The sequence below is a fragment of the Candidatus Eisenbacteria bacterium genome, assembly GCA_016867715.1.
GTDB lineage: Bacteria > Orphanbacterota > Orphanbacteria > Orphanbacterales > Orphanbacteraceae > VGIW01.
Genome location: VGIW01000074.1, coordinates 1 through 16,738, shown reverse-complemented (window position 1 = coordinate 16,738; position 16,738 = coordinate 1). Strand labels below are relative to the sequence as shown.

Here is a 16,738-nt window from a genome sequence, read left to right as displayed (position 1 = left end):
CCCGAACTCCCCGCTGATTCCAAGCGCGGGCGCCGGTCGCCTCTGCATGGCGTGCCACAACGGGCGCCGCACCGGCACCCAGGTGCAGGGACAGATCGACAACGGAACCGCGAACTTCGGCCCGCACCACTCGAACCAGGGGGACATGCTCGCCGGCGTTAACGGATACGAGGGCGTCGCACCGGGCTTCGCGTTCGCATCGAGCAAACACATCCTCGTGCAGGATGCGTGCGTCACGTGCCACGTAAACCGCGTCGAGGAGAGCCTCCCCTACTTCACCGGCCATACGTTCGAACCGACGACGAGCGCGTGCAGTCCCTGCCACGGAGCGATCTCCGACTTCTCGGAAGTTCTCGCGAAGGACGACTTCGACGGGGACGGCGCGATCGAGGGGGTTCAGGGGGAGATTCAAGGACTGCTCGACACGCTCGCCTGGTCGATCGTGGACGCGAGCACGAGCCAGGCGTCGCGCGAGGCGCTCGCCGCGGCCGCGGGCGACCATGACGCCTTCGCGGGACTCCTCGGGAACGCCACGATCACGACCGCCGACCAGAGGAAAGCCGGTTACAATTGGGCATTCGTGGACTATGACGGGTCGAAGGGCGTGCACAACACGACCTACTCGATCCAGCTCCTGCAGAGGAGTATTCTCTTCCTCGACACGGGAAAGCTGGGGAAGGCGCGCCTGCTCATCGAGTAGGTCTTCCGCCGCGGCCGGGCCGCCGCGCGGAGAAGCCTCGAATTGGGAGGAGAGCCGTGAACGGAACGAACGAACGCCCGCGCGTGGTCGGTTCCGCTTCCGTACGACTTCGTCCGCGCGCGGCGGCCCTCCTCCTCTCGCTTCTCTTCGCCTCGCGCCTCGCCGCAAACGACGGGACGGACGCGACCTCCTGGTGGCTCCGCCTCCGCACGACCGGTTACGCGTTCCAAACCGAGACGAGAAGCGGCGCGACGCAGGACCGCCTCGGTGCGTATCAGCAGATCGACGGAGCCATTTCCGGTCTGGCGAACGGGCGCCTTTCGATGCATGTATCCGGGCGCGTGCACGACGACATCTCCCTCTCCGAGAAGATCAACGATCGCGCGCGCCTCTCTTCCGGATACCTGTCCGCGAGGATCACCCCGCGTCTCTCGGCCCGCCTCGGGCGCCAGTTCGTTCAGGAAGGGGTCTCGGGGCTCACCCTGGACGGTCTCGCGGTCTCGTTCTCGCCCGCCGAGGCGCTCCGCGCCCGGGTCTACGGAGGCGCGCGCGCGCCGATCGTGCTCGCCTACCGGGATCGCGTGGGGGATTTCGGGGACGATCCGGTCCTCGGGGCGCGCCTCTCCTACGACCCTTCCCCCCGCTTGCGATCCTCGCTCTCGTTCGCCTACCTCGAGAAGGACGATCGCGTTTCGGCAAGGCCGGTCGGCCTCGAGGCGGCCGCGCGGCCGATCCTCGGCCTTCGCGCCACCGGACGCTTCGCATACGATCTCGAAGGGGAACGATGGACCCGCGCGGAGACAGTCCTTCAAATGCAAAGGAACCCGGGTTGCCCCGTGCTCACCGCGCAGTTCGTCGATCGGTATCCGTCGATCGACGCGGGCTCCTACTTCGCGCGCTTCACCGGAGTCCACCGGTCGCGCCTCGCGCGCGGATCGATTCGGTACGAGCATCGGAACAAGTTCGGCGGCGAGATCGACTACTCGGGCGCGCGGGTGGACGATCGGACGTCCGCTCGGATCGGCGGGGCGGTTCTCTTCCCCGTAGGGCGCGCCGGGTACTCGGCGCGGATCGGCGACGCGGGGGAAGAAAGCCGCTGGTTCGGCGACGTTCGGTTCGCCCCGCTCCCTTGGCTCATGCTCGAGGGGGGGGCGACGATCCTGACTTACGCGCTCTTCGAAAACGCCCCGGAGGCGGAGGAGCGGGAGGTCACGACCGCGTTCGGGAGGATCCGCGTCGTTCCTCGTTCGGGGACGGCGCTTCTCGTCGAGATCCAGAGCCTGGAAACCCCGCTCGAAGAAGAGGACGTGCGGGTTCTGGCGGGGCTCGATCTCACGATGGGCCGCGGAACGGGCGCCTTCGGTCTTTCGAGAGGTGGGTGGCTGCGATGAGACGGTTCTTTCTTCTCGCGATCCCGCTCTTCGTTCTCGCGATCCTCGCGGGAGGCCGCGTGGAAGGATCCGGACGCGATCGGATCCGATCGGCCCACCCAACGCATCACGAGAACGGGATCGAGTGCTCGGTTTGCCACGGGCTCGCGGAATCGTCCCGCTCCGGCGCGGACAACCTTCTCCCCTCCAAGGGGACGTGCGCCGACTGCCACGACGTCGAGGAGTCGTCCGCGTGCGGCGCGTGCCACACGAACCCCGACGCGCCCGAGGCGGCGGCCCGTTTCGTCGAGATCGCGCAGTTCTTCACGCATGAAGCGCATGTCGCGCGCGGGATGACCTGCGAAGCGTGCCATGGAGATCCGTCGGAAGAACCGCGCCTTCCGGAGAAAACGCTCTGCCGGAGTTGTCACGCAACCGCGGCGGGCTTCGCGGACTGCGCGGTCTGTCATTCCCCGTCGGAGACGCTCCTCCCCTTCACGCACGTGAAGAGCTGGCTCTGGTTTCACGGAGCGGACGCCCGCGTGGAGGGCGCCTCGTGCGGCGGGTGCCACACGGAGGGCGGCTGTCAGGAGTGCCACGCGGGGGACAACGTGCGGCCGAGGAGCCACGGGCTCGGCTTCGCGTTCGGACACGCGCTCGAGGCGCGCGGCCGCGAGACCGCGTGCGCTTCTTGCCACGAAGAGGCGGCCTTCTGCGTCTCCTGTCACATCGCCGAGCGGGTGCTCCCCGACAATCACTCGCGCGCGGATTGGGTTCTCTCGAAGGGAGGGCGCCACGCCGAGGAAGCGCTCTTCGACATCGAGAGCTGCGTCGCCTGCCATGGGGAAGCGGGCGGATCTCCGATCTGCGCGGACTGTCACGGGAGGTAGGGCGATGCGCGGAGCCGCGAGGACGAATCGATCGCGCGGAAGAAGCGGGGGGATCTTTCTACCGATCGCCGCGGGGCTCGCCGCGCTTCTTCTCGTCGCCGGCTGCGCCGAGCGCCGGTCGCCGCAGGAGCCGCGGATCGCCGGACATCCTTCAGAGTTCAACGAAATCTCGTCTGCCGACTTCCACGGCGCGCGCGTGAGGGAGAGGGGCCCTTCCGCCTGCACGACCTGCCACGGCGAGGATCTCGCCGGCGATCCCGGAACGTCCGGCTGCTCCGATTGTCACGACGGTCCGGGCGGCCACCCGAGGAATTGGGTCCGCGCGGACGCCGCGCGCTTCCACGGGACCGCCGTCCGAAACGAGGGGCTCGCCATCTGCCGCGACTGCCACGGGGCCGACCTCCTCGGCGGGTGGAGCGGCGTCTCCTGCTCCGCGTGCCACGCGGGCGGCCCGGGAGGACATCCCGCCGGCTGGACCGATCCGAGCTCGCTCGCCTTTCACGGGAGGCGCGCCCTCGTGGAGGGGGTCGTCGGGTGCGCCGGCTGCCACGGCTTCCCGCCGGCGAGCGGGACGAGCGGGGTCTCCTGCGCCGACTGCCACGGATAGCTCGGGGCTTCGCTTCCGCCCCCCGGTCCTCGGGTGGCTCGACCTCTCGGCTTCTTCGTGCTATCCTGAAATCGACTCCACCTTTCCCGACGAGCCCGCGCCCTCATGCAGGAGGTGACGTCATGACGCGTTCCCTTTCCCTCTGCCTTCCCCTTCTCTTCCTCGCGACGCTCCCGCTGATCCCGATGTCCGCCGCGCCCGCTCTCGGCGCGGCCGGCGACCTCGTCTGGTACTTCCAAGGGGTCGAGGACGTCTACGCGATCGACGACATCGAGGACGTCGACGGGGACGGCGTTCCGGACATCATCGTCGAGAGCTACGACGCCGGCGCGGTCGGCGATCATCTCTACTGCCTGAGCGGCGCCTCGCCCGGACCGGCCGCGAGCGTGATCTGGTCGACGAAACCGGCGGGAGGGGCAAGCTCGGGCGGCGGGTACGGAAACGAGTGCATGATCGTCGGTCCGGATGTCACCGGCGACGGACACGAGGACGTTCTCCTCGGGACCGCGTGGGGAGGACGGAGCGCCTACGTCCTCGACGGCCTCGACGCCGGCGTGTTCTATCATTTCGACACGTACGCCGACTCGCCCCCCTCACCGCCCACGTCCGGCTGGGTCTACACGATCCGGGCGGCTCCCGACTTGGACGGCGATCTCGTCCCCGATCTCTTCTTCGCGTGCGGCTCGTACAACGATGGAGCCTACTGCGTGAGCCCGAGGGACGGGTTGGTGATGTGGTACAAGTATCTGGGCGACGCGGTCTACAGCTCGGCGGTCCTCGACGACGTGAACGGCGACGGCCGCGCCGACGGCGCGTTCGGCGTCGGCGACAACGCGGACGCGGTCTGGGTCCTCGCGGGGGGAGGCGGCCCGAGCGCCGTCGTCGTCTGGAACCGCCCGATGCCCGGCTCGGTCCTCACGGTCGCGCGCATCGCGGACATCTCCGGGGACGGCGTCAACGACGTCGTCGCCGGAACGTGGACGGCGGGAGGGGACGTCTACGCGCTGAACGGCGTGAACGGAAACGTCCTCTGGATCCGGCCGATCGGAAGCTACGCCTACGTTCAGCGCCTCGCGGTGCTCGAGGACGTGAACGGAGACGGCACCGAAGATGTCGCCGTCGGCTCCTGGGACAACCGCGCGGTGGTCCTTTCCGGTATCGACGGCGGGGTCCTCTGGGACACGCGCGTCGGAACGCTGAACGGCGGCGACGTGTGGGCGATCGGACGGGTTGAGGACACGAACGGCGACGGGATCAACGACGTCGTCGCCGGTTCCTTCGACTACCACGTGTACCTCTTCGACGGCGCGACCGGGGACAGCCTCTGGTGGTACAACACCGGGAACCGCCTCTACTTCGTGAACGGCGTGACCGACATCACGGGGAACGGGTGGCCGGACGTCGTCGCCGGAACGCAGATGCTCTCGGGCGGACCTCCCGGAGGCCGCGCGTATCTTCTCGAGGGGGGCGACCTATCGACCGGCGTCGCGGAGCCCGCGCTTCTCGCCCGCGCCGTTCCGTCGGAGTCCGGGGTCCGAGTCCTTCTCGGCGGGGCGCACGGCTATCCCGCCTGCCACGTCGAGCGGCTGCTCGCGAACGACGAGGCGCCCGGTTCCTTCAAGCACGAACTGTTCGAGGTTCATGCGAAGGGCGCGATGAGCGCGGCGGACATGATGGCGGCGAGGCGCCTCACCCCCGGTCCGCTCTGGGTCCGCCTCACCGACCGTCCGATCCCGATCGCCTCGGGGGAGGCGCTGTTCGTCGACCGGACCGCGGAAGCGGGAGCGGCGTACGACTACCGCTTCGTCCTTCTCACTGAAGAAGGCGAGGAGTTCTTCTCCCCCACGGCGCGCGTTCTTCTTCCGGGATCCGCCCCCGAGGCGAAGGAGAGCTTCCTCGCCGCGCGGCCGAACCCGATGAACCCGGCGACGACGATCGAGTTCTCACTCCCTCGAACGGGACCGGCGAGGCTCGATGTGTTCGCGGCGAGCGGCCGCCACGTCGCGCGGCTCCTGGAAGCCGATGCCGCGACCGGCGCGGTTCGCGTGGAGTGGGACGGGCGGGACGCCCGCGGAGAACCGGCCCCGAGCGGGCTCTACTTCGTTCGGCTGGAAACTGCGGATCGGGTTCTGACGACGAAGATCACGATCGTCCGTTAGGGATCGCGACGGACAAGCTGTGCGTTTCGCGCCGGGCGGCGAGATCGGAGACCGGGAACACGTTGTCGCGAAGAGGGTTACGTCCGTCTAATCCTGATCCGACAGAGACTCGACCGGCGTTTTCGGGGCCGGGGTGCGGGGCGAGGGCCTCGGGTGCCGGCTTCTGACCGTCCTCATGCCCTTGATTGATCCCGCTTAACTTATTGATTTTCTTGCAGATAACCATTGATTCCGATCATTCGTTTTGGTAAACTATCGCCTGTTCTCGAGCGTGGGGCCCGGACGTCGGCGCACGCCCCAACGCTTCCCGGACTTCCGTCACGAGAGGGAGGTGGTCCCGTGGTTCGAAATCCCTGGATCCGCGTTTCAAGCGTTCTCGTCCTCGCGGTCTTTCTTGCAGCGCCCGTCGCGGAGGCCCGCAATCCGATCCGCAACACGTTCCTCAACATCTACCCGAACGCGACCAACACCCAGCTTGATGATCTCCCGAGCCGGCAGAACCACTGCGGCGTCTGCCACTTCGACTTCGCGGGCGGCGGCACGCGAAACCCGTACGGCCTCGGCGTCGAGGTCGGCCTGAACTCCGGTCTCAACAACTCGCAAGCGATCCTCGCGATCGAGAACGCCGACTCCGACAACGACGGTTTCACGAACCTCGTCGAGATCACCTCGACGCTCTTCGCCAACACGCCGACCTTCCCGGGCCTCACGCAGCTCAACAAGAACAGCGTGTCGAACATTCCGGTCTCCGAGGTCGAACCATACCTCACCCCGTCCGGCGGACTGGACACGACGCCGCCGTCGGTCGCGGTTCTCTCGCCGAACGGAGGAGAGAACGTTTCGGCGGGCGGCTTCGCCTCGGCGACCTATACCGCGACCGACGCGAGCGGCATTTCACATGTGAACTTCTATCTCTCCGAGGACGGCAGCGCGACCTAGAGGCCGGTCGGACGAAACGAATCCTCGACCGGGACCTTCGCATGGTTCGTTCCGAACCGGCCGGGCGGAACGAACCGGATCCGCGTCGAGGCCTTCGACAACGCGGGGAACCCGGGATCCGACCAGAGCAACGGCGACTTCACGATCGCCGGCGTCCCGGCGGGGTTCGTCCCCTCCACGCTTCGCGACATGGATCTTTCCGGGACGCAGCCGTTCGAGGGGGCGGTCCTCGACGATCCGAGCGGATGCGGGAGCTGCCACGGGGGTTACGATCCGGCGGTGGAGCCGTGGCACGGATGGTCGGGGAGCATGATGGGACAGGCGGCGCGCGATCCGCTCTTCCTCGCCTGCCTCGCGATCGCCGAGCAGGACGCTCCCTCGGTCGGGGATCTCTGCATTCGATGCCATTCGCCGGGCGGCTGGCAGGAGGGCCGCTCGACCGACACCGGCGGCGGCCTCCTCACCGCGAAGGACCGCCACGGCGTGCAGTGCGATTTCTGCCACCGCGCCGTGGATCACAACTACGTTCCGGGGGTGAGCCCGGCCCTCGACACGCTCGTCCTCCAGGCGATCGTTCCGCTCCCCCTCGACTATGCGAACGGGCAGTTCATCAACGACCCGGCGCCCTACCGCCGAGGCCCCTACGCCGACGCGCTGGCGAGCCATCAGTTCCTCGAGTCCCCCTTCCACCGCTCGTCGGACATCTGCGGGGTGTGCCACGACGTGAGCAACCCGGTCTTCGTGAACGCCGGGCCGGGGAAGTACGTTCCGAACGGGTTCGACGAGGAACATCCGGACATGGATCTCCGGAACATGTTCCCGATCGAGCGGACGTACAGCGAGTGGTCGAGAAGCGAGTACGCCGCGACCGGAGTGTACGCGCCCGAGTTCGCGGGGAACAAACCGAACGGGATCGTCTCGACGTGTCAGGACTGCCACATGCGGGATGTCGTCGGCCCCGGCTGCAACGAGCCGGGCTCTCCGACGCGGACCGATCTCCCGCTCCACGATTTCATGGGGGGCAACGCCTTCCTCCCGGACATCCTCCCCGGATTCTGGCCGGGCGAGACGGACAGCCTCGTCCTTCAAGACGGAAAGCAGCGGGCGATCGACATGCTCCGTCTCGCCGCGACGCTCGAGGCGACGCCGAGCGAGTACGGAGTTCTCGTTCGGGTGACGAACGAGACGGCGCACAAGCTTCCCTCCGGCTATCCGGAGGGACGGAGAATCCGGCTACACGTTCGGGCGGTGGACGGCGCGGGCCAGACCGTGTTCGAGTCGGGTCATTACGATTTCGGGACGGGCGAGCTTTCGCACGACGAGCAGGCGAAGATCTACGAGATCCATCCGGGGCTCTCCCCCGGGCTCGCCTCCGCGCTCGGCCTTCCCGCCGGTCCCTCCTTCCACTTCGTGCTGAACGACACGATCTACGAGGACAACCGCATCCCGCCGCGCGGTTTCACCAACGCGGAGTTCGAGGCGATCCAGTCGCCGCCGGTCGCGTATTCGTACGCGGACGGCGCGTACTGGGACGACACGCCGTACAATCTCTCGGCCTCGGCGGAGACGGTCCACGTGACCCTTTACTACCAAACGACCACGAAGGAGTACGTGGAGTTCCTGCGGGATGAGAACTGGACGAACAGCGCGGGGGACGATCTCTACAACGCGTGGGCGGCGCACGGGAAGGGCGCACCGGTCGCGATGGCCGAGATCTCGACCCCTGTCGAGGTCCTCACGGACGTCGCCGAGACGGAAAGCGCTCCGCGGCCCGCGCTCGCCCTCCACGCAGGCGCCCCGAACCCGTTCCGGTCGAGCACGACGATCTCCTACGCGACCCCCGAACGGGGCGCCGTGTCGGTGCGCGTCTATGATATTCGTGGGCGTTCCGTTCGCACCCTCGTGGACGAGGTTCAGACCGCCCGCTTCCACACGGCGATTTGGGACGGGCGCGACGACGACGGGCGCGAGGTCGACTCCGGCGTCTACTTCATCCGCCTGCAAGCCGGCGACAAGACGATCACGAAGCGCAGCCTCCTCCTCCGCTAGAGGAAGAGACGCGAAGAGGGGCGGGTTCTCCAGGACCCGCCCCTCGATCTCGATCAAGCATCTTCCGCGCCGCTGCCTAGCCTAGGTTATGCACACGTTTTCGTCGCGAGGACGCGGAGTGCGAGCCGAGAGGCCGACCTGGACGAGCCGCTCCCGGAAACGTAGCCCCGGAGCTACGCTCTAGGAAGCGGCGACGGAAGGGAGGCTTCGTAGGCCGCGATCTGCGTCCGCAGTAGGAAACGCGTGCATAATCTAGGCTAGACGATCTCCACAAGCTCGATCTCGAACGTGAGAGCTCTCCCCGCGAGAGGATGGTTCGCGTCGACGACGATCGCCTCCTCGGCGATCTCCAAGACCCGCCCGATGAGGGTCGTCTCCCCCTTCCGGCGGATCCGGACCTCTTGCCCCGCCCGGAACGAGGCACCCTCGCCGAGCGTTTCTCGGTGAACGCGAAGACGAAGAGCCTCGCGGTAGCGGCCGTAGGCCTCCTCCGGCGGAATCCGGACGATCTTCCTCTCGCCCGCCTCCATCCCGAGAAGGGCCTTCTCGAACCCGGGGATCACGCGTCCCGCGCCGAGCGTCAGCTCGAACGGCTTCTTCTCCTCGCTCGCGTCGAACTCCGTGCCGTCCTCGAGAGTCCCGCGGTAGCGGACTCGGACCGTGTCGCCTGTGTTTGCTTTCGACATGAAGTGCTCACCCTTCCCGCGTCGATCAGGTCGCGGCCGGTTCCTCTTTCTTCCGTTCCTCCCACTCGCCCGTTCGGAGAAACTCGTCGATCGACTTCGCCGCGCGCCGCCCCGCCCCGAGCGCGAGGATCACCGTCGCCCCTCCGGTCACGATGTCTCCTCCCGCGAACACGCCGCGTTTCGTCGTTCGTCCGGTCCGGTCGTCGGCGACGACCGTCCCCCACTTCGTGTGCACGATCTCGGGGGTCGTTTTTTGAATGATCGGGTTCGGGCTGTTCCCGATCGCGACGATCGCCATCTGGCAGAGGATCACGTAATCGCTCCCCTTCACCGGGACCGGACGGCGGCGGCCGCTCGCGTCCGGCTCGCCGAGCTCCATCTTCTGCACGCGCACGCCGACGAGCCAACCGTTCTCGTCCCCGAGGAACTCGACCGGGTTCGTCAGCATCAGGAACTTGACCCCTTCCTCCTTCGCGTGGTGGATCTCCTCCTTCCTCGCCGGCATCTCCTTCTCCGAGCGCCTGTAGATGATCCGCCCGCTCTTCGCTCCGAGACGAAGCGACGTCCGCACCGCGTCCATCGCGGTGTTCCCTCCGCCGAAAACCGCCGCTTCCTTCCCGCTGCAGTCATAGACTGGTGTTTCCGATTCGGGGAGGTAGGCGCGCATGAGGTTCACGCGCGTCAGGAACTCGTTCGCCGAGTAGACGCCGATCAGGTTCTCGCCCGGAATGTCGAGGAAACGGGGCGCCCCCGCGCCCACGCCGAGGAAGACCGCGTCGTATCCGTTCGCGAGGAGCTCGTCCACCGTGTCGGTCCGGCCGATCACCGCGTTCGTCCGGAACTCGACGCCCATCTTTCGGAGCTGATCGATTTCCGCATGAACGATCTCCTTCGGGAGGCGGAACTCGGGGATTCCGTAGACGAGAACGCCGCCGAGCGCGTGGAGCGCCTCGAAGACCGTGACATCGTGGCCCATCCGGATCAGGTCGCTCGCGCACGCGAGCCCGGCGGGCCCGCTCCCGACGACCGCGACTCTCTTGCCGGTCTTCTTGACCTTCAGGCGTTCCACTTTCATCAGGCCGTAATCGCGCTCGAAGTCGGCGACGAAGCGCTCGAGGTTCCCGATCGCGACCGGCTCCCCCTTCTTCGCGAGCACGCAGAGGACCTCGCACTGCTCCTCCTGCGGGCAGACGCGCCCGCAGATGGCGGGGAGCAGGTTGTCGCGCTTGACCACCTTGACCGCCTCGTCGAACTTTCCTTCCGCCACGAGAGCGATGAAGTCGCTGATCTGGATTCCGACCGGACATCCGTCCACGCATCTCGGTTTCGGGCATTGGAGGCACCGGAGCGCTTCGAGCTTGGCCATCTCCGCGGTGAGGCCGAGGTTCACCTCGAAGAAGTTCTCCCGCCTCATCTCCGGTTCTTGCTCCGGCATCTTCTGGCGCGGGATCTTCATCCGGTCCTTCTTCTCCATTCCGCCGGCCATCACGACTCCTTCCCATCGGGCCGGAGTCCTTCCCGAATGCGGGTCTTCTCCGGATCCTGCAGGTCGGCGATCGCTGCCCGCAGCTTGCACGGCTCCGTTTCCAGAAGCTCGGTGTCGCGAGTCTTCTCGAACTCGAGATACGAGCGGTTGCGGAGCATGAGAAGCTCGAAATCGACCTCGTGCCCGTCGAACTCCGGGCCGTCGACGCAGGCGAAGAACGTCTCCCCGCCGACGCGCACCCGGCATCCCCCGCACATGCCGGTCCCGTCCACCATGATCGGGTTCAGGCTCACGGTGGTCGGGATTCCGTGCAGGCGCGTGACCCGCGCGACGGCGCGCATCATCGGAACCGGGCCGATCGCGAGCACGTGGTGGATCGAGCGGCCCGCGTCGATCAGCTCTGTGAGCTTGTCGGTGACGAGGCCGTGGAAGCCGTACGAGCCGTCGTCGGTCGTTGGGTAGACCTCGTTGCAGATCGCGCGCATCTCCTTCTCGAGGATCACGAGATCTTTCGTGCGGCCTCCGATGATCGCGCACACGTGGTTCCCCAAGCGTTTCGCCGCGACCGCGGTCGGGTACGCGATCGCCGTCCCCACACCGCCGCCGATGACGACCACCGTCCCCACCTTCCCGATCTCCGAAGGCTTGCCGAGCGGGCCGACGCAATCGGTGATCTCATCCCCCGCCTCGAGCGTGTTGAGGAGCTTGGTGGTCTTCCCGAGGCTCTGCACGATAAGCGAGATCCATCCCTCTTTCACGTCGGCGTCGGCGATCGTGAGCGGGATCCGCTCCCCGTTCGGGGTAACCCGGATGATGACGAACTGACCCGCCTTCCGTTTCTCCGCGATCTTGCGCGCCTCGATCCGGAAGTACTTGACCGTGGGAGCGAGGAACCGCGCCTCCAAGATGCGAAACATGTCGTCTTCTCCTTGAGACCGCTACGGGCCTTGCGTTTCGACGCGGGCCTACCCGGCGGCGCGACGACGGGGAGGTCCATCCGGGGAGATCCTCCCCGGACAACGGCTGAGGGACCAGCACCCCCGCGAACCTGCCAGGCGGAACGCGTTGCGCTACCGTGAAATCTATCATCCGCCCGCCCGCGGGGCCAAGAGATTCCCAGGGGGGAAGACCCCGGTCGAGCGCCGCTCCGACTCACCTCTGCCAGCCACTCTGGAGCGGCGCTAGAACACCGCGAGCGTCGCGGGGAGGTAGCGCGAGAAGTCGCCGTAGGGACGGTCGGTCATGAAGACGAGCATCTCCACGTTTCGGAATCCGAGGGCGTGGAGGTAGCCGTAGATCGCGCGGTTGCCGTTCGGGCAGAAGAAACGGAGGGTCTCCTTCCCGAGCTTCGCGGCGGCGAGGATCGAGGCGTCCACCGCCGCGCGGAGATCCCGGGCCGACTCCACGCCGATCGGCTGGATCTCTCCACGCGGTCCGATCATGCCGTACGCGACCCGGCGGCCGCCGCGCCGGAATACGAGGACGTGGAACTCCTCGTCGCCCGCCCAGAACCTCCACTCTTCCGGATGCGGGTATCCGCGGATCGCTCGCTCGAGACGATCGATCCAGGCAAGATCGCCGCGCCGGACTTCGCTTGATGCATCAAAAGCCGGCCTCTTCGGCAAGAGGATCTTCTCGGTCTTCGCCTCCATCACCGTGAGAAGCTCGTGCGGGAGCATGCCGAAGCTCGTGTAGAGACCGACCGCGTGTTGGTTATAGGTAAAGGTTCCGAGCGCGTGCGTCATGCCGGGACCGTCTCGCCACACGCGCCGAAGCATCTCCCGCCCCATCCCGCGCTCTTGAAGCCTGGGATCGACGAAGAGCCAGGCGAGATACCATTGCTTCCCGCGAACGATCGCCGCGGCGAAACCGACGAGGCGCGTCCCTTTCCATGCACAGAGGAACGTTTCCGGGTCGGTGGAGAAGAGATGGTGGGCAAACGCTGGCGCCGCGCGCGGCCTCCACGGGACCGGCGGCTTCCCGGTCTTCTCCCTGAGATCGCCGATCGACCGGAGGATCAGCCGGACCGCGGGATAGAGATCCTCGCGGCGGCAGCGGCGGAAACGAATCCCCTCGCGCGCCATCTTCATCCCCCTCGATGCGCGTCCTCGCGCGAGCACGCGGGGACGTCGCTCCGCTACAGCTCTCTCCGGTACGCCTTGCGGCTCCGGTCCGGCGCCGGCTCGAAAGCCGGTTTGGCGGGAGGTCTTTCCTTGTGAAGCCGGAGAAGCTCCTCGATCCCGCGGTCGAGCTGCGCGTCGATGCCGCGCCCGATCTCCTGCGGGAGGTTGTCGACCTCGATGTCCGGCTCGACGCCGCGGTTCTCGAGCCCCCACCCGACCGAAGGCGCCCAGTAAGCGTACTCCGGCTGGGTCTCTACGCCGCCGTCGACGAGGGGTTTGTCCCCGCGGATCCCGATCACGCCCCCCCAGGAGCGTTTGCCGATGATCGGCGCGAGCTCCATTTGTTGAATCGCAAAGGGTCCGAGGTCGCCGTCGGAGCCGGCGAACTCGTTCGTAAGGACGACGAAGGGGCCGTTGAGAACGCGCGCCGGCCAGTTCCAGGTGTCGCCTCCGCGCGCGCGCCCGAACATGACCGGATTACGCGCGAGCCGGGAGACGATGAGCTGCGAAACGAAGCCGCCCCCGTTCCAGCGCATGTCGACGACCATTCCTTCCCTTTCGAGCTGCGGATAGAACCACCGGTCGAACGCCGCGAGGCCCCTCCCGCCCATGTCGGGGACGTGGATGTATCCCATCTTTCCGCCGGTCTTCTCCGCCACGCGCTCGCGGTTTCGGCGGACCCAGTCCGCGTAGAGGAGGTTCCCTGCCTCCCGCCCGCGAAGCGGCTTCGCCACGACATCGCGCGCACCCTCGCGCGAGCGGCGGTCGTTCACCGTGAGGAGAACCTCCTTCCCCGCGAGGTTCTCGAGGCTCGCCTCGAACGGCTCATTCGGGGGGAACGGGAGGCCGTTGACCGCGAGGATGTAGTCCCCCTCGCGCACGGCGACCCCGGGCTCCTCGAGCGGGGAACGCACGCGGTCCGCGGGATCGGCCCGGTAGATGCGCGTCACGCGGAAGGCGTCCCCCTCCCGCGCGAGCTCCGCGCCGACAGTTCCGGTCGAGACGCCGGGAACGTCCTTCCCCGAGTCGCCGCCCCAAACGTACGTGTGCGAGGTGGCGAGCTCGCCGATCATCTCCGCCATGAGATCCCGGAGGTCATCCCGCGTCGCGAGGCGGGGGAGCAGGGTGGCGTACCGATCGCGAACCGCCTTCCAGTCGATTCCGTGCATCCCCTCGTCCCAATAGAAGTCGCGCATGTTCCGCCATCCCTCGAAGAAGATCTGGCGCCACTCCTCTCGCGGATCGAGCTCGACGACGAGATCCGAGAGGGAGACCTTCGCATCCTCGATGTCTTTCGGCGCGGAGGATGCGTCGACCACGTAGATCTCGCCGCGGCGCTTCATCACGGCGATCTTCTCCTTCTTCGCGCCGACCTCGAAGGCGGAAACCCCGTCGAGAAACGTGCTCGCTTCCTTCTCCTCGAGATCGAACGCGAGGAGGGATGCCTTCGGTTTCGGCTCGTCGTCGAAATCGAAATCCTCGGCGAGCCCTTCCGGCGGCCTAGAGAGATAGAAGACCTTCTTCGATGTCGCGGCGAGCCCGTAGTAGCGCCCCGTCTCGACCGGAAGCTCGAGGTAGCGTTCGGCAAGCCCCTCGAAGTCGATCTCGACCGGTTCCGGCGCCTTCTCCTCCTCTTCGTCCTCGCTCTTCTCCTTCTCCTTCCTTCCCTTCTTCTCCTCTTCCTTCTTCTTCCCCTTCTCTTCCTCGGCTCCTTCCTTCGGCGGGATCCCCTTCCTCGCGACGAGCGGGTTCTCCACGTCCGGACGAAGGAGAAGCATATAGGGGCGGGTCGTCGCCGCCTCGATCGTCTCGAAGTCGCGCCAACCGATGTGCGGGTTCATCACGCGATCGCTGAGGAAGTAGAGGAAGCGCCCGTCCGGATCCCAGGCCGGAGTGTGGTCGTCCGTCGTCCAACCGGTCGCCGCGCGGACCTTCTTTTCCTTTGTGTCGTAAATGTAGACCGAGCGAATGTCGACGTCGTTTGATTTGGAATAGGCGAGCCACCGCCCGTCGGGACTCCAGACGTAGTCGCGGATCTCGTCGAAGTCGCAGTGGTCGGCGAGAACCGGTTCGCCCCCGTCCGCGTCGACGACGTAGAGATCCTGGTTCTCGTCCGCGTAGGCGATCTGCTTCCCGTCGGGAGACCAAGTAGGCGGGAAGAACCAGTTGCTCTCCGCCGCCTTCTTCAGGCGTTTCGCCCCGCCGCGCCCCCAGGCGTCAGCGATCATGATCTCCTCCTCGCCGCTCGCGTCCGAGATGTAGACGACCTTCTTGCCGGCGGGGTCGTAGCATGCGTCTCGCTCGCGCGCGCCGCTTCCGTGCGTGACAGGGAGGGTGACACCTTCCTCCGCCGGAACCGAGAAGATCTCGCCGCGGGTCACGATGGCGAGCCGCTCCGCGTCGGGAGAAAGCGTGAACCAAGTCAGGTACTTTTCCGCATCGGGATAGCGCTTTCTCGTGAGAATCCGCTCGCTCGGGAGATCGATCGGCACCAGGCGTTCGCTTCCCGCGGCCGGATCGAAAACGTGGATGTTCCCCGCGAGGGTGAAGACGATTCGTCCGGAGTCGCTCATCGATGCGTGGCGCGCGTCCCACCCGTCGAAATCGGTGTGCTTCCTGCGGTCCGATCCATCGGGAAGGAGGGACCAGATGTTCATCGTTCCCCCCTGATCGCAGAGAAAGTAGATTCGCCCGCCGTGCCACATCGGGTAGAGATCCGCCCCCTCGAAATCGGTGATCCGTCGATAGTCCGCTTGTCTAGGATCGCCGACCCAGATATCCGCGGCGGTCCCTCCGCGGTAGCGCTTCCACGTTCCGCCGCCGGCGGTGCGCGTGAAGGCGAAGCGGCCGGTCGCGGCATCCTCGTCGAAGGTGGAAATCCAGCCGATCGGCACCTTCTCCGGCTCGCCCCCCGAAGCCGGGATCGAGAAGAAATCCGGCGAGCGGTTCGGGCTTTCCCGGAAGCTGAGGAAGTAGATGCGCGATCCGTCGCGCGACCATCCGATGCAGAAGTCAGGAGCGGGATGCCACGTGAGACGTCTCGGCTCGCCCCCCGCGGACGGCATGACGTAGAGGTCCGTGTTCCCGTCGTAGAAGCCGGAGAAGGCGATTCTCGATCCGTCGGGGGAGAACTTCGCTCCCGTCTCATCGCCCGCGTGCGAGGTGATCCGGCGGACGTCGCGGCCGTCATCAGAGGCCATCCAGAGATCCCCTTCCGCCGTGAAGACGATCGTGGGGCCGTGAAGATCGGGGGAGCGTAGGTAACCCGGTTCAGCTCCCGCCGCGACCGATGCGGCGAAGAGCGCGCACGCGGCAGCGACCGCCGCTCCGAAAGACGCGCAACGATTCCTTCTTCCGCTCATGAAACCTCCCATGTGGCCGCCGCCCGATCCGGGAGAGCGCAGGGCAGCGGCGATCGATGTCGGGGGACGAGACCCACACGGTCCCACCCCAGATGCCGGGCCGAAGGCGTTTCCGAATGTATTCTAAGGACGAATCCTCCCCGCGGCATGTTCAATATCGGAGGACGGTTCGCGGATGTTCCGCTCCGGCTATCGAGAAGGTATCCGATACCGATTCCACGTTCTCGGATGGCTCGCTCGACGGGCCGACCTCCCCCTCGGGGACGCCTCCGAACGCGCCTCGCGCGTTCTCGGCTCCAATCGCTCGGCCACCCCCCCACGGGCGGGAGCCTTCGGCTCCATCATCGAGGGGGCGGGTACCCGGCCT

Annotated in this window: 13 protein-coding genes; 7 read left to right on the top strand and 6 right to left on the bottom strand. The window is 67.0% G+C overall.

From position 1 onward, the window contains the following. The 6 genes from FJY73_11200 to FJY73_11175 form a co-directional block, all read left to right on the top strand. Positions 1-700: ammonia-forming cytochrome c nitrite reductase subunit c552 (locus FJY73_11200; GenBank protein ID MBM3321231.1), on the top strand; the 700-nt coding region annotated here is incomplete at its 5' end. A 56-nt stretch (positions 701-756) separates the two neighbouring features. Beyond that, positions 757-2,091, top strand: coding sequence for a hypothetical protein (locus tag FJY73_11195; protein ID MBM3321230.1), 1,335 nt, complete (start codon positions 757-759; stop codon positions 2,089-2,091). Further along, positions 2,088-2,960 carry a hypothetical protein gene (locus FJY73_11190; protein ID MBM3321229.1) on the top strand — a complete coding sequence of 291 codons (873 nt, stop codon included), beginning with the start codon at positions 2,088-2,090 and terminating at the stop codon, positions 2,958-2,960. The genes FJY73_11195 and FJY73_11190 overlap by 4 nt, the downstream gene beginning before the upstream one ends. Positions 2,961-2,964: 4 nt before the next feature. Continuing rightward, entirely contained in the window at positions 2,965-3,567 is a 603-nt protein-coding gene (locus FJY73_11185; protein ID MBM3321228.1) for a hypothetical protein, read from the top strand. A gap of 122 nt (positions 3,568-3,689) precedes the next feature. Next, positions 3,690-5,726 (top strand): T9SS type A sorting domain-containing protein, encoded by a 2,037-nt coding sequence (locus tag FJY73_11180; protein ID MBM3321227.1) that lies wholly within the window; start codon positions 3,690-3,692, stop codon positions 5,724-5,726. 339 nt (positions 5,727-6,065) lie between these two features. Beyond that, on the top strand, positions 6,066-6,665 hold the full coding sequence (locus tag FJY73_11175) for a hypothetical protein (GenBank protein ID MBM3321226.1): 600 nt from the start codon (positions 6,066-6,068) through the stop codon (positions 6,663-6,665). Here FJY73_11175 and FJY73_11170 read toward each other — a convergent pair. Then, entirely contained in the window at positions 6,662-6,856 is a 195-nt protein-coding gene (locus FJY73_11170) for a hypothetical protein (GenBank protein ID MBM3321225.1), read from the bottom strand. The genes FJY73_11175 and FJY73_11170 overlap by 4 nt on opposite strands. Between FJY73_11170 and FJY73_11165 the strand changes: the two genes are divergently transcribed. Then, a complete protein-coding gene (locus FJY73_11165) occupies positions 6,855-8,714 on the top strand; it encodes a T9SS type A sorting domain-containing protein (GenBank protein ID MBM3321224.1) in 1,860 nt (619 codons plus the stop codon). The two genes, FJY73_11170 and FJY73_11165, sit on opposite strands and share 2 nt — an antisense overlap. A gap of 257 nt (positions 8,715-8,971) precedes the next feature. Here FJY73_11165 and FJY73_11160 read toward each other — a convergent pair whose 3' ends face one another. From FJY73_11160 to FJY73_11140, 5 genes are all read right to left on the bottom strand, one after another. Continuing rightward, positions 8,972-9,400: a peptidylprolyl isomerase gene (locus FJY73_11160; protein ID MBM3321223.1), complete on the bottom strand. Its 429-nt coding sequence runs from the start codon at positions 9,398-9,400 to the stop codon at positions 8,972-8,974. Between the two features lie 25 nt (positions 9,401-9,425). Next, positions 9,426-10,856 (bottom strand): NADPH-dependent glutamate synthase, encoded by a 1,431-nt coding sequence (gene gltA, locus FJY73_11155; protein MBM3321222.1) that lies wholly within the window; start codon positions 10,854-10,856, stop codon positions 9,426-9,428. Positions 10,857-10,885: 29 nt separating this feature from the next. Continuing rightward, a complete protein-coding gene (locus FJY73_11150; GenBank protein MBM3321221.1) occupies positions 10,886-11,803 on the bottom strand; it encodes a sulfide/dihydroorotate dehydrogenase-like FAD/NAD-binding protein in 918 nt (305 codons plus the stop codon). Between the two features lie 264 nt (positions 11,804-12,067). Next, on the bottom strand, positions 12,068-12,976 hold the full coding sequence (locus tag FJY73_11145) for a GNAT family N-acetyltransferase (GenBank protein MBM3321220.1): 909 nt from the start codon (positions 12,974-12,976) through the stop codon (positions 12,068-12,070). Between the two features lie 47 nt (positions 12,977-13,023). After that, complete coding sequence (locus FJY73_11140; GenBank protein MBM3321219.1) at positions 13,024-16,371, bottom strand: PD40 domain-containing protein; 3,348 nt, start codon at positions 16,369-16,371, stop codon at positions 13,024-13,026. Positions 16,372-16,738 lie beyond the last annotated feature (367 nt).